This is a genomic window from Prosthecobacter sp., from assembly GCF_044378005.1.
GTDB lineage: Bacteria > Verrucomicrobiota > Verrucomicrobiia > Verrucomicrobiales > Verrucomicrobiaceae > Prosthecobacter.
This window is the reverse complement of record NZ_JBILYB010000151.1, coordinates 1-14,171: the sequence shown is the minus strand read 5'-3', so window position 1 is coordinate 14,171 and position 14,171 is coordinate 1. Positions and strand designations below refer to the sequence as shown.

Sequence of the window (14,171 nt, the reverse complement as noted above, 5' to 3'; positions counted from 1 at the left end):
AGTTCCTTGAGGCGGGCGGCAGGCCATTGGCCGGGGGCGTTTGATTCACCAATGAAGCCGTAGTTCAGCAGGCTGCCTGCCTTTGCAAGCACCAAGCGGGAGACACGGCCCCAGGAACCCATGCCCATGGTGGAAAGACGCAGGCGGTGAGACTCGGCGGTGATCGTGAGGAGACGGGTGAGATCTGCGGGCGAATTCAGAAACGTGGCGATCTTCACGGCATCCAGTCCGGAAGGCTGGGCAAAGCTGATGGCTCCGCGCAGAACCTCTTCACCCGGCGTGGTTTGGAAATCATGGAAGGAGCCCATGACCTTCACTCCGGCAGCGTGTGCCTTTTTGATAAGCGGCGCCATCTCCATGGCGCTGCGGATTTCGATATCGACGAGCACGGCGAGGTCGAGCAGCGGCTCGATCATCTCCATGCGCTCTGCGGCGACGAGACTCCCCTGCCCTCCTTCGGCGGGATGGCGGGCGGTGAGCAGGATGGGGGTGGTGTTTCCAGCCTGGGTCAAAACCGCGCGCATGTCGGCGGCGGGCATTTTGAGAGTGTCGAGGCGAAGCTCAATGACATCACAGGTAGCCACGCGCTGAGTGGATGACATGGCAGCCCAGGTCGTCAGGGCCAACGAGTCAGGGATCACGCCCACGGTCAGAGGCCGGGTGGAGCTCAGAGGATTTTGGGAGGAAACGAGTTGTGCCATTCGCTAGGAATGTTATAACTTTAATAGAAACGAACTAAATTAGAAGCAATATCTCGCAGTATGCTGGGTCGCCGACAAGAAATCAATTTGCAGCTCACTGAGTTGTTCGACAGCGCGTTGCTGGGCTTCTGCCTTTGGTTTGCTCATTTCCTGAGATCCGCCTTTGCCACTTACTTCTGGCCTGACCTGGTCGAGATCCCGCCGATCGAGGAGCTTTACTGGGTGATCGCCGTCGTGGTGCCCTTCACACCCATCGTTCTCGAGTATCGCGGCTTTTACTCGAATCTGTATCACAAGACACCCGCGAAGAGCCTCCGCCAGCTCGGCGAGACGCTGGTGGTCATGGGCACGGTGATCGGCGCGATGGTGGTGTTTTTGAAATGGAATGTGCCCAGCCGCTCGGTGGTCATTCTGGCGGCCACTCTGGCGGGAACGGCGCTGCTGCTGCGTGAGGCCTGGCAGCGCGAGACACTGCGACGCCAGATCGCCACGGGCAGAGGTCGCGAGCGAGTGATCGTGGCGGGTGCCGCACAGGACTTGGCAAGCTTTGAAGATCAAATGCCGCCAGAACAGCGCGCGAGCATGGATGTGGCGGCGAGGATCGACATCACGCAGCAACCTGTAAGCGACTTGGTGAAAGCGATGCACGAGACTGCTGCCTCACGCGTCATCTTTGCCGCGCAGCATGTGCATTTCGGCAGGATCGAAGAAGCTGTGCAGGCCTGTGAAACCGAAGGTGTGGAGGCATTGATCGCGGCGGACTTCTTCCAGACAGCCATCGCACGCCCAACCTTCGATGTGCTCGGCGGGAAGCTGATGCTCGTCTTCCACAGCACTCCGCAGGTCTCGTGGTCGCTTGTCTTCAAAGACATCTTTGATCGCATCGGAGCCTTGTTGCTTCTGCTCGTCACGATGCCGCTGTGGATCGCCGCTGCCGTGGGCATTCGCCTCGCTTCCAAAGGTCCGATCTTCTTCCGCCAGGAGCGCTCCGGTCTTTACGGGAAGCCTTTCATGATGTGGAAATTCCGCACGATGCACACGGATGCTGAATCGAAGCGCGCCGAACTGGAATCGCTCAACGAGATGGATGGTCCCGTCTTCAAGATCAAAGACGATCCACGCATCTTCGGCCTCGGCCGCTGGCTGAGAAAGACAAGCATTGATGAGCTTCCACAGCTTCTCAACGTCCTGTGGGGAGAGATGAGTCTCGTCGGTCCACGTCCGCTGCCGGTGTATGAGATCGAGCGCATCGAGAAGCACGCGCAACGCCGCCGTTTGAGTGTGAAGCCAGGCCTGACCTGTCTCTGGCAAGTGACTGGACGCAATGGCATCAAGAACTTCGAAGAGTGGGTGGCCCTGGATCTGAAGTACATCGACAACTGGTCGCTCTGGCTGGATCTGAAGATTCTTGTGAAGACGTTGCCAGCCGTGTTTCGCGGGCTTGGAGCATCGTGAGTCATGGATGGAGTCGGAAAAGACTCGTCATTCAGTGTCCGGCATTTCATCGTAGGGCCATGCACCTCCCCACCCTCATCGAGCGCAAGCGCGACGGCGGCAGCCTCACCACCGAAGAGATCCGTCATGTGATCACCGCTTTCACCTCGGGTGAAATGCCAGATTACCAGATGAGTGCGTTGGCGATGGCCATCCTGATTCGCGGCATGAGCACAGAGGAAATCGCCGCGCTGACCGAGGCCATGCTGCACAGCGGCTCCACGCTGACCTGGCCTGCGGATGCGCCGATGCGCGTGGACAAACACAGCACGGGCGGTATTGGCGACAAGACGAGCCTCATCATCGCCCCACTGCTAGCCTGCGATGGACTCTGGGTGCCGATGATTTCAGGACGTGGGCTTGGCATCACTGGCGGCACGCTGGACAAGCTCGACTCCATCCCCGGTTTCCGCACGCAGATGAGCGAGCCGGAGATCCGCCGAGTCATCTCAAAACTCGGCTGCGTGATGGTGGGACAGACGGCGGACATCTGCCCTGCTGACAAGAAGCTCTACGCCCTGCGCGATGTCACCGGCACGGTGCCCAGCATCCCGCTCATCACTGCCAGTATCCTTTGCAAAAAGCTGGCCGAAGGGCTGAACCGACTCGTGCTGGATGTGAAGTTCGGCAGTGGTGCCTTCATGAAAACAGAAGCTGCGGCTCATGAACTAGCTCAGAGCATGGTTCAAACCGGACGTGCGCTCGGCGTGCGCGCCAGCGTGCGGCTCAGCCGCATGGATGAGCCGACGGGCGAGGCTGCGGGCAATGCGCTGGAAGTCGCCGAGGCGGTGCGCTGCATCAAAGGAGGTGGACCCGCCGATCTCGAAGCCATCGTGATCGATCTTTGCGCAGCCGTTTCCATCTCATCACGCGAACAATTGATCGAGATGCTGCACAGCGGCAAAGCCTGGGAGAAATTTCAGCGTATGGTCGCAGCTCAGGGCGGTGATGTCAGCGCACTTGAGCGGATGGGCGAGATCCATCGTGCGCCAGTCATTCACGAGGTCAAAGCCAGGACCAGTGGACGAATCACGCAAATGGATGCGCGAGCCATCGGGCAGGCGGTGCTGGAACTTGGGGCTGGAAGAGCCAAGGCGAGCGACAACATCGACTACGCCGTGGGCTGTGATCAGATTGCCAAATCAGGTCGCCAAATCAGCGCTGGGGAAACCTTGATCCGCATCCACGCACGATCCAAAACAGCCGCCGAAGCTGCCGAGGTCATGATTCGTCAGGGCATCTGCGTGCAGTAACCCGGCCTCAAACGAGGCCCTTCTGGCGCTTCGCATGGATGGCTGCGGAGTATTCGCTGCTGTTGAAGTCCACGTAGGCCTCAGAGAGGTCGGTCGTGTAAACGATATGCCCGGCGCTGCCGCCATTGAGATCGATGGTGACGGCGAAGCGTGGCTCTTTGACGACTTTCTCCAGATCAGTGACAGGCGTCTTCGAAGTGAGCCCGCCTTTGCAGGCGATGAGTCCATTGAAGTAGATGTCGATGAGTTCCTCTTTGATGCGCGCGCCGGAGTATCCGACGGCGTGGATGATGCGGCCCCAGTTTGGGTCGCTACCGTTGAAGGAACACTTCACGAGCAGGCTCTTTGCCACGGCTTCGGCGGCTTTCTTAGCGTCAGCCTGGGTGCGGGCGTTGCGAACGCGGATCTCGACGAACTTGGTCACGCGCTCGCCATCGCTGACGATCATTTTTGCCAGTTCCATCATCACCTTTTGCAGGGCACAACGGAAGACTTCCGCCTCGGGACTGCCTTTTTTAATGGCAGGTGCATCGGCCTGACCGTTGCTCATGACAATGACGGTGTCGTTCGTGCTGGTGTCACCATCGATAGTGATGCGGTTGAAGGATTGATCGACCGCGAAGCGCATGGCGCGCTTGAGTTCGTCCTTCGAGATCTTGGCATCGGTGGTGATGAAGCTGAGCATCGTGGCCATATTCGGGCAGATCATGCCCGCGCCTTTGGCAATGCCGCCGATGCGGAAGCTGACACCTTTCCCAAGCGGCACTTCGATGGCGTAGATCTTCGGCTTCGTATCGCTCGTCATGATGGCACGAGCGGCGTCTTCGTTGCCCGTGGGGCTGAGTTGTCCCGCGAGCTCTTCGATGCGCGGGGTGATGCGCTGGATGGGCATGTTCATGCCGATGATGCCGGTGGAGCAAACGAGCACCTCACGCATCTTCAGGCCGAGCGCTTCCGCCGTGGCCTTGCACATGGCCTTGGCATCTTGGATGCCCTGCGGTCCGGTGCAGGCGTTGGCATTGCCGCTGTTGGCGATGATGGCCCGCGCATCCGCCGTCTTCACATGCTGCTGGCAGACACGCACACAGGCGGCGCGGACTTTGTTTGTCGTGAACACGGCATCCGTGATGGCCGGAGTGTCGGAGACGATGAGGGCGAGGTCGAGACGTGTGGCCTCGGGGTTCTTGATGCCACAGGAGATGGCGGCGGCGCGGAAGCCGCGCGGAGCAGTGACGCCCCCTTCGATGGGTTTAAAGAGGTCGCGCATTTTGCTACAGGGATCGAGTTCGGCGGCGGGATTCATCAGATATTGAGAAGTCCTGCGGTCGGGGGGAACCCGCAGATAAGGTTCAGGTTTTGAACGGCCTGACCGGAGGCACCTTTGCCAATATTGTCCTCCGTGCTCATCAAAATGAGCTGACCGGCACGGGCATCCATGGCCCAGCCGACATCGACGAAGTTCGTGCCGACGACGTTTTTTGTATCAGGACTTTGGTTGGGACCAAGCAGGCGGACAAAGGGTTGGCCAGCATAGGCAGCACGCAAAGCATCACCGATTTGATCGAGCGTGTCGCCGGGCTTCACGCTGGCAAAAATCGTGGTGCAGATGCCAGAATGGGTCGGCACGAGATGGGGCACAAAGGTGAGCTTCACCGGACGCCCCGCAGCAATTTCGAGTTCCTGGCCGATCTCGCTGAGATGGCGATGCTTTGGCACGCTGTAGCTGCGGACACTGTTCTGCACTTCACAGAAGAGCAGTTGTACACTTTCCTTTCGCCCGGCACCGCTGGCTCCGCTCATGCTGGAGACGGAAATCGGTGAATCGCCGAGCAGTCCAGCTTTCAGCAGAGGGATGAGAGGGACGAGGATGCTGGTGGGATAGCAGCCCGGACATGCGATCAGGCGGGCTTTCTTGATGTCCTCCGTGCGCACTTCAGGCAGGGCATACACGGCCTCGGCGAGCAACTCAGGCGCGGGATGCTCGTGATCGTAGAATTCTTTGTACAACGCCGCACTGCGCAGGCGGAAGTCGGCACTGAGGTCGATGACCTTCATGCCAGCATCGAGCAATCCCTTCGCATACTCCACGGAGACGCCGTGAGGCAGCGCAAGAAAGGCGATCTCTGCACCGGTCGCCTTCAATGCAGCGATGTCAGGCTGGCTGAAGGTGAGTGAATCAGCCACGCCAACACCCCGGAAACGCGGGAACTCTGAGGAGAGCGCCTTGCCCGCCAACTGGCGCGAAGTGACCGCCACGAGTTCGGCATTCGGATGCCGTAGGAGGAGGCGCAGGAGCTCGATACCGGAGTAACCACTGGCACCGAGGACAGCAACTTTGACAGGAGAGGCCATGAGAAGAAAGGGGCGCGATTATGTGGGGCGCGGCCCCATGCGCAACCGCGATTTACCAATGACCTGCATCCTGGGATCGGCTGGCCGAAAGATTGAGAAGGTAATTATTAACTTCATTTGCGAGTCTCCGACTCCCCGGCATCATGGGGATATGGCAAGCATCACGAACGAAAAACTCCTCGGACATACTCAATGGCTGGAAAGCGCAGGCAAGAGTGGGCGGAAGGTCGATGAGACAGGAATGAACTTGGCTGGAGCGATGCTCAATGATCTGAATCTGACAAAAGCTCACTTCGTCGGCACGACGATGACGAAAGCCAATCTGGCAGGAACCAATCTGACGGAGGCGGACTTCAGTGGTGCCAATCTGGACAGTGCAGATCTTAGCGGAGCTGATTTGAGCGGGGCGGATCTTGGCGGTGTTTCCATGCGCCATGCAAATCTCACCAATGCCAAAGTTTGTGGAGCCGACCTCTCTGGAGCCAATCTGGAAGGGGCCAATCTGACCAACGCGGACTTCACCAACGCGGATTTGATCGCGGCCAATCTGAACAAGACGAACCAGTCAGGCTTGATCGTGACAGGGGCGAAACTGGCAGACACCCAAGGTCTGACAGTCAGGGCCTAGCCAGTTCAACCTGCCGGCCCCGTGGCGGAGCGACTGTCATCAAACAGGGTGACGCGCAGAGGAATGCTGGTGATGACATTGCCATCCTTTTCCAAATGCCAGGTGACGAGTCCTGGCTTCTCAAAACGGATGTTTTGCAGATTCAGGATGATGTTCCGGGTAACAAAGGGAACGAAAGATCCAGGGAAGACCACCTCAAGCGGCGGTTCGAGTGGCAGCGGCTTCAGCACCTCGTTTCCAGCACTGTCTTTGCAACTCACACGGAAGCTGTGCCTGCCAGCGTCTCCTGGAGAGAACATGAGCCGGATCACAAGAGCACAGGAGGGGTGATTGACCGGAAACTGACGTGAACAGAGGGTGTCAAAGGCCCCCAACATGCAGAGCTTGCCGTTGTAGTCGGAAGCTGAGTCACAGAGGGTCGCAATTTGTACAATCATTAGGGAGAGAAATTGGAAGTCGTGCCTTTCGTTTCAAGGCACCAGGCAACAAACAGGGGTCAGTTACGCTGGAAGAGTCGTTTGAAGAAGCCACCCAGGGTTTTCTTTTCCTGTGGAGCCGGAGCGGTTTCTGGAGCCGCTCGCCGGAAGTTTTCCCCGGAACCTTCGACATTTGGGTCAAGTTCACCCTCGTCGAGAGACACGGCCTGAGGTATGTCCTTCATGGCGGCGAGCAGCGGATCATCAGCGGGCGCGCCTTCATAATACTTCGTGAAAACTTCATTCACGATGGGAGCGGCGATGCCACCACCGCTGACTCTTTCTCCAGGACGGCCTTCATAGACGACGGAATAGGCCAGCACCGGCTGGCTGGCGGGAAGAAATCCGGTAAACCAGGCGAGGTTTTGTTCCTTGGCCGGCTTCCACTGGGCCGTGCCGGTCTTGCCGGCGATCTGTACCTGTTTGATGCCAGCAGCCCGGCCGGTGCCTCCACTGCCAGAGACGACGGCCACCATGCCTTTGACGACGGCATCGCGCGCGATGGGGTTCAGATTGACCTGTCTGCGAATCTTTGGCTCATAGGCTTCGACGATGACCTCACTGATGGTCTGCACCTGCTTCACGAGCAGTGGCTGACGCATGACCACACCATCTCCGATGGCGGCCATGCACTGGCAGACTTGCAGAGGTGTGGCGGTGACGGTGCCCTGGCCGATGGAGATATTCGCGAGTTCACCGCCGAGGATGCGATGGTCCGCGTTGGTGGGGAGATTGCCTTTGCCTTCACCTTTGATCGGCAGGCCGACACGCTCGGCAAAACCAAGGCGCTGTGCCATGTTGGTGATGGGATCGGCTCCGACTTCCAGGGCTGCCTGATAGAACCAAGTGTTGCAGGAGCGCTTGATGGCGGTGATGACGTTCATGTCTCCTTCATCACTCTTCGTGTTGTGGTTGTGGAAGTAGCGGTCGCCGATGAGCAGATCTGTGCCGCAGTAAAAGGAGCTGCTAGGGGTGACTTTACCGCTCTCCATGGCACCGAGGGCGGTGACGAGTTTGAAGGTGGAGGCTGGGGGATACTCGGCGCTGAAGGCACGTCCGTAGAGGGGAACACGAGGATCCTTGTTTAGCTCTTCCCAGCGCTGGGATTTGATGCCAAAGACGAACTCGTTGGGATTGAAGCTGGGGTTCGATGCCATGGCCAGGATGTGCCCATTACGAATGTCCATGACCACCATCGCACCGCCGTTGCGGGCGTGCTTTTTCAGGGCGTTCTCCGCATGACGCTGAAGATGATAGTCGAGCGTGGTGACCACGGTGCGGCCTGGAGAGGGACGGCGCAAAACTTCATCCGAGAGCAGATGACCGTCGGCATCGAAAAGAAGATTGATCTCCCCAGGCGTGCCTTTGAGTGCGGCATCGAAGGTCAGTTCCAGGCCTTGGCGTCCTTCCATTTCTTCGAAGAGCGGGTCACCATCCACGATCGGCCCCTCGGGCAGGCGGCGAGTTTTACCTGTCCAGCCGATCATGTGACTGGCCGTGTCTTCTTTCGGATAGAAGCGGATGTAGGCAGGCTGAAGCAGCAATGAACCCGACTGCAGCAGAGGTTTCAGCTTTTTCTGATCTTCATTGGAAAGCTCCACATTCAGCCCCTCCTCCATGGAGAAGACCAGCGGCAGCCATCGGCGGTTTTGATAATGCGCGATGAGTTTGTCATCCGGCAGACTCCAGGTCTTGCCGAGCAGCTTGTTCGCAGCGGCGATTTTCTCTTTGGCAAAGCTCAGAATGATCTCCGGCGTGGCTTTGCTCATGAAAGGGAAATTCAGAGCGAGGTAATGCACCACGCGGTTTTGTGCCAGGGCGATCCCGTTACGATCAACGATAAGACCACGCGGAGCCGGGATGCTCAGGCGCATGGTGCGAGCCTCTTTTTGCGTGCTCAGCGTCGCGGCAAGGTCTTTCTTTTTGGACTCGTTGGCCACCTCGCCAGTGCCGATCACGGCCTCGGCTTTGGGCAAATCCTGGGCATGAGCCAAAGCGCCTGCCATGAGGATGAAGTAAAAACTGCGCCAGATTCGATGGGACATGGTCGAAGGATGTGAAAGCGAGCCGCTGATGGGGGGCAGGCTAGCTATTGGATGATGATGGCGACGCGAATCGGCGTCAAGACGCAGGTCATGGGGTGCTGACGACATCAGGATCATCTTCTTTCCGCTACCGCAGCCATGATCTCGGCGCCCAGTCCGGCGATGTCTGCCAAGGCCGAAGCTGGAGAAGGCCGCAGTTTGGGTGACATCAGACTGATGGAACTCGCGTTTGTGGCCAGCGTCCCCATAGCCTCGGTAAAGGCGGTCACGGCCATGCCCTCCTCGTTTCGGTCATAAATCAGGCCATTGAGCAAAGCCACATGCTCGTAGCGGTCCATCCATTCGGCGGCACGATGACGATAGTGCTCGTTCACGAGATTCAGAAGGGTTTCGGTAGCGGGTTCCTCAGACTCACTGAGGACTTGGGCGGCAAGACAACGCGCAACATCTGCCGCCGCCGTGACGAGGCCGGGCTCCACTGCACCGGGATCGAGTTGGCGATGCCGGTGCTCGTAGTGAAAACCGAGATCGACCTGACACATCTCCGAGACCTGCAAGTGACGATGCACCTCACAAAGCATGGCGATCTCCAACCCCCAGGCAGAAGGGATGCTGAATCCGGCCAGCGTGTCGCTGTCAGCGGCAAACTCGCCTGAAAGTGGATAGCGGAAACTCTCCAGATGCTCCAGCAGCGGCTGTGCGCCGAGCACTTCCTGAAATGCCTGGATGAGCGGAAAGATGAGCAACCGAGTCACCCGGCCATAAAGGCGGTCTGCTACACGGCTGTAGTAGCCTTTGGCAAAGCGGTAGTTCAGCCGCGGATGCGCGATGGGGTAGCAGAGCTTCGCCAGCAAACCGGAGCCGTAATTCAAAATGTCCGTATCATGGCTGATGACGATTCCACGATGCCCGGCAGCCCTCAGGTAGGCGATGCCCATCCAGATATTCGCCCCTTTGCCATCGCTGTGCGCACTGGTGACATTTTCATGCACCGCCGAAAGCCGCGGCCCATCATTCCAGAGCAGTGTCAGCGGCTTGTCACCCAGCCATTCACGACACTTTGCACGAGCGGCGACCATTTGCGTCTCGTTCATGCTGTTCATGCTCAGCACGACTTCAGAAATGTAAGGCACCTCGGCCACCTGACGCAGGATGGAGGGGAGCGCCGGCCGTGTGACCTCCGTGTAGAGTGCTGGCAGGAGCAGCGCCACAGGGCGTTCACGAGTCATCTCCACCAGTTCGGCTTCACGTGCGTTGCTGTCCGGGGTGGCGAGGTGATGCAGGGTAGGCAGTCGCGCGTGCTGATAAAAATCGGCCATTCGTGATCGGGGGGCTCAGACGGGTCGTGAGGGTGAAGAAAATGTCGCCTAAATTTGTGAGGCAGCATCTTTTGGCATCACCGTGCCCTTGGCGTCAACCTCCGAAGCAGGAATCTCGCTCGTAATCGGATCTTCGGGAGTGTCTGCTGCATCGTATTCGATCTCGATGGTCTGGCGCATGCGGCGGGAAATCCATGGACGTACGAGGCCGTAAGTCAGGTAGCTCACAAACAAGACTGAAGGCATCCATTGCCAGTTCCGCACACTGAAGGCGACGAGGATGATGGAAATCAGCACCCAGGCCGGGGAGCGGCGCGTGCGCCAGTTGACGGACTTGAAGCTCGGATACTCCAGGTTGCTCATCATGAGGTAGGACAACATCACCATCAGACCTGCGAGTCCATATTTCCATGGCCCGATCTCCTTCTGCCCCTCATCCAGCCAGATCATGAGCAAGGTGAGTGAGGCGATGACTCCTGCCGCTGCCGGAATCGGGCAGCCCCGGAAGTGCTTGCTGCTTGTTTTATTATCGCTGGCAGCGATGCAATTGAACCGAGCTAGCCGCAGTGCTCCGCAAACAAGGTAGGCGGAGGCGATCAGCCACCCGAGCCCCGAGGGCTTGTCGATGTCCTTCAGTACGATGTCATGCACTAGCAGCGCCGGTGCCACGCCGAAACTCACGATGTCCGCGATGGAGTCCAGTTCTCGCCCAAAGGGCGACTCCTGACCGCCCAATCGCGCGACTCGCCCATCCAGAACATCGAAGAGGCAGGCCGCCAGAATGGCGATGATAGCCCAGTAATAGTGCTCCGTGATCTCGCCTTCACGTCCTTTGAAGATCTGCAAAATCGCGACAAAGCCCGACAGGATATTTCCTGCCGTCATCATCGTGGGCAGCACATAGATACGGGGTTCACTTTCGATCATGGGCGCTGAGTGTAGCCGGTGGAGGGCACTTGCCTACCGCAAGATTTCGGAATTGTGACCGAGTTGGGCGAGGCTGAAAATGAAGCCCATGCCACTCACGCAGCATGGGCTCAGCATTCCGGGGGGGGGGAGATCGCCAGATTAGCGAGCAGGCGGCTGACCTCCAGCATTGCGGCGCGGAGGAGGGGCCATGAAGGCGTTGCGGCCGACTTCAGCACCGATCTTGGTATTGCGATGAACGATGACGCTGAGGGTCTGGGCATTGATCATGCGGACCATTTCGGAGGAGAAGGTCTTCTCATACCAGAAGCGGTCGCCATCGCGGACACGGGTGAATTGATCCACAAGGATGCGATGGAAGGTCTCACCGACCATGGAGCCTGGACGATCCGCCTCAGCGAGACCACCGATCCAGAGGTCGATGTCAGCGGGACTTTCATAAGCGGCGTCGAGTTCAGCGACGACCTGACGATTGGGGTTCACGTCCTGGAAGCGAGTCACAGGGCGGAGTTTCAAAGCAGCACGCATGGCGGCAAAGCTGGGCAGGCCGTGATCGCGACCGCGCTGGATGTTCAGTGAAGCGAGGTCGAGACCGCCAGCACCAGGAGCGCCGAAGAGGAAGTCGCGGACATCGTCGATAACCCATTCATCCAGCTCCTGAGCACGGCCAGTGGCGAGACCACGGAGGATGACATCGACACCTTCTTCCGTGATGTGCTGAGGCTGGAAGAAGGAGTTCGCGAGCGTCAGATTGCCAGCTTCGATTTCAGCCCCCGTGGCATCCAAACGGAGGAGCGTGGGGGAAAGCAGGCTGTGTCCGAGACGATAAGCCGCCGTGGCGAACTCATTGGAGATCGTGGGGTTCACGGCGGCCTTGTAGCCAGTGTATGGCTTGATCGCGCCAGGGCCCAGCAAGGTGGGGAGGAACTCACGATACGTGATGGCCTGCATTTCAGCACCCACGACGAGGCGGGCGAACTGGTAAATCTCTTCATCGAGAGCATCGGTATTGGCGGCACGATAGAGGTCAGCCCAGAAGTTATGCTCACGCATGAAAAGCGTGTGAATGGCGATGAGGCCGACCTGCTCATTCACACGAATGTCGCCAGCGACAAAGAAGCCTGGCGCGGGTGGCAGCGCGGCGAGTGCATCCGAATGAGTGGGCAAGAGATCGCCATGATCGCTGGTGCTGACGCGGAGGCGTCCGGTGCCATCATTGGCACGCAGGGCAGCGGCACGAGCGGCATCAGAGCCATAGATGTGTGAGGCATCAATCCAGGCAGTGATGGCGCTCTTTTGTTCACGCACTCCTTCCACGGTTTCATAAGCGCTGCGATTCAGCCCCATGGTGACGGTGCCAGAGCTGGTAGGATCAAACGAAGGATCACCTGTCAGCACCGCGATGGGGAAAGCCTCGGCTGGATCAGCGGCGGGAGTTTCATCCAAGTCATGATCCAGGAACTGGCCCCATTGCCAGAGGAAGTCACTCGCTCCACGGCGGTTCGGACGCAGGTTTTGCTGCTTTGCCACCGCGTTGCTGATCACACGAGCGCTGGGACGAGTCGCCCCGGCAGGAGCGCTGATGCCATCCGCATACGCATTGGGAGCCAGACGGATGAAAGGTTTGTTCGGCGTGCCCCAGGCAATGTTGGTGGCGTTGTTCGCGCTGCCATCCACGTTACGGAATTCAGAAGGCAGAATGAAGGATGAGGGCAGGCTTGGAGGCAATGGCTGTCCGGCGTTCTGCGGTGGCTGAGGTGGGCGCTGGCCGCCCTGGGGTGGCTGACCTTGGGGAGGCTGACCCTGAGGTGGTTGTTTGCTTGGATCAGGACGTGGAATCGGTGCGGCACCATTGGCAGGTGGTGTACCCATCGGTGGCTTGGCAACAGCGGGAGGGGGTGGTTGCTGAGCGGAGACTACGCCGGTGATGCCGCTGAGTGCGACAGCTGCTGCCGCTGGGAGCCAGCGGTTCAGGATGGGATGGTTGCACGTTTTCATCGTCTGATGTGGTTTTGATTTTCGGAACGTGGCGTTGCTGGCACGAACCAGCGTTGTCACACACACAACAGACCACCCCTGTGTTAAGGTCGTATGTCGTCAGACCCAGAGATTTGTGAAGGGATGGTAAAAGTTACCAAACCTCACTTTGCGTCTGTTTCCCCAAACTTCTCATCAGTTAGCGTCTTCAAAAACGCCACGAGAGCAGCCTTGTCTTCGAGCGTGAGTTGGAGGCCGTTGTAGCGGAGGTGCTTGGCGAGATTGGGATCAAGGGTAGAGCTACGTTTGAGGCCGTGATCGTAGTGGTCGATCACTTCCTCCAAGGTCGTGAATCGCCCGTCGTGCATGTAAGGCGCGGTGAGGGCGATGTTGCGCAGGCTGGGGACGATGAATTTGCCTTTGTCGGATGGTTTGCCGGTGACTTTGGCGAGCCCTTGATCCTTCAGCGTCGCTTCGTCATCGAGGCCGTTGTTCAAAAACTGATGATTCGTGAAGTGGGCTCCGCCATGGCAGTGGAAACAATCGGCACCTCGGATGCCGCGTGCGGGATCGCTCTCGGTGAAGAAGAGCTGGAAGCCACGTTGTTCTTGTTCGCTGAGGCTTCGTCCCTTGGTGAGGGTTTGATCCATGGCGGAGTCGCCGGAGATCAGGGTGAGGAGGAACTGCTCCAGGGCTCTCGCGATACGATCTGCGGTGATTTTGGGGGAGCCAAAAGCTGCTTTAAAGCTCGGGGATAGGTCGGTGATCTTCTTCACGACATGATCCAATGACTCATGCATCTCGTCGGGATCTTGGATGGGCATGAGCACTTGCTGTCTGAGTGTCTTTGTACGGCCATCCCAGAAGAATGCGGGAGCCTGTCAGAAAGTTTGTGTGGAGGGTCAAAACCGAGGACAGGAAGACATGAGAAGACCCAAAACGAAGGAAGACAAAGCGCTCGATGAAGCGCTGGACGTATTGATCGCCAAAAGCGGCCAT

General features: G+C 58.5%; 11 protein-coding genes and 1 pseudogene. 3 read left to right on the top strand and 9 right to left on the bottom strand.

Annotated elements, in window-relative coordinates; translation table 11 throughout:
* On the bottom strand, window positions 1–602 hold a 602-nt coding region (locus AC6FTP_RS21665), incomplete at its 3' end, for a type I 3-dehydroquinate dehydratase (RefSeq protein ID WP_497208996.1).
* A gap of 159 nt (window positions 603–761) precedes the next feature.
* On the opposite strand from AC6FTP_RS21665, the gene AC6FTP_RS21660 reads away from it, so the two are divergent.
* Together AC6FTP_RS21660 and AC6FTP_RS21655 are read left to right on the top strand one after the other, a co-directional pair.
* Complete coding sequence (locus AC6FTP_RS21660) at window positions 762–2,156, top strand: sugar transferase (protein ID WP_497208995.1); 1,395 nt, start codon at window positions 762–764, stop codon at window positions 2,154–2,156.
* Window positions 2,157–2,215: 59 nt separating this feature from the next.
* A complete protein-coding gene (locus AC6FTP_RS21655) occupies window positions 2,216–3,448 on the top strand; it encodes a thymidine phosphorylase (protein WP_497208994.1) in 1,233 nt (410 codons plus the stop codon).
* Window positions 3,449–3,455: 7 nt separating this feature from the next.
* Here AC6FTP_RS21655 and argJ read toward each other — a convergent pair whose 3' ends face one another.
* Both argJ and argC read right to left on the bottom strand, forming a co-directional pair.
* Window positions 3,456–4,751: a bifunctional glutamate N-acetyltransferase/amino-acid acetyltransferase ArgJ gene (argJ, locus tag AC6FTP_RS21650; protein WP_497208993.1), complete on the bottom strand. Its 1,296-nt coding sequence runs from the start codon at window positions 4,749–4,751 to the stop codon at window positions 3,456–3,458.
* A complete protein-coding gene (gene argC / locus AC6FTP_RS21645; RefSeq protein WP_497208992.1) occupies window positions 4,751–5,800 on the bottom strand; it encodes an N-acetyl-gamma-glutamyl-phosphate reductase in 1,050 nt (349 codons plus the stop codon). The genes argJ and argC overlap by 1 nt, the downstream gene beginning before the upstream one ends.
* A 151-nt stretch (window positions 5,801–5,951) precedes the next feature.
* On the opposite strand from argC, the gene AC6FTP_RS21640 reads away from it, so the two are divergent.
* Window positions 5,952–6,428: a pentapeptide repeat-containing protein gene (locus tag AC6FTP_RS21640; RefSeq protein WP_497208991.1), complete on the top strand. Its 477-nt coding sequence runs from the start codon at window positions 5,952–5,954 to the stop codon at window positions 6,426–6,428.
* Between the two features lie 5 nt (window positions 6,429–6,433).
* Here the strand turns inward: AC6FTP_RS21640 and AC6FTP_RS21635 are convergent, their stop codons facing one another.
* From AC6FTP_RS21635 to AC6FTP_RS21610, 6 genes and pseudogenes are all read right to left on the bottom strand, one after another.
* Entirely contained in the window at window positions 6,434–6,865 is a 432-nt protein-coding gene (locus tag AC6FTP_RS21635) for a DUF6941 family protein (RefSeq protein WP_497208990.1), read from the bottom strand.
* A gap of 59 nt (window positions 6,866–6,924) precedes the next feature.
* Window positions 6,925–8,949 (bottom strand): peptidoglycan D,D-transpeptidase FtsI family protein, encoded by a 2,025-nt coding sequence (locus AC6FTP_RS21630; protein ID WP_497208989.1) that lies wholly within the window; start codon window positions 8,947–8,949, stop codon window positions 6,925–6,927.
* Between the two features lie 113 nt (window positions 8,950–9,062).
* Window positions 9,063–10,268: a glycosyltransferase family protein gene (locus AC6FTP_RS21625; protein ID WP_497208988.1), complete on the bottom strand. Its 1,206-nt coding sequence runs from the start codon at window positions 10,266–10,268 to the stop codon at window positions 9,063–9,065.
* A gap of 48 nt (window positions 10,269–10,316) precedes the next feature.
* Complete coding sequence (gene pssA, locus AC6FTP_RS21620) at window positions 10,317–11,195, bottom strand: CDP-diacylglycerol--serine O-phosphatidyltransferase (RefSeq protein WP_497208987.1); 879 nt, start codon at window positions 11,193–11,195, stop codon at window positions 10,317–10,319.
* 141 nt (window positions 11,196–11,336) lie between these two features.
* Window positions 11,337–13,193, bottom strand: coding sequence for a peroxidase family protein (locus AC6FTP_RS21615; protein ID WP_497208986.1), 1,857 nt, complete (start codon window positions 13,191–13,193; stop codon window positions 11,337–11,339).
* 143 nt (window positions 13,194–13,336) lie between these two features.
* Window positions 13,337–14,032, bottom strand: a pseudogene (locus tag AC6FTP_RS21610) (cytochrome-c peroxidase); the annotation flags it as partial.
* Between the last annotated feature and the right edge of the window lie 139 nt (window positions 14,033–14,171).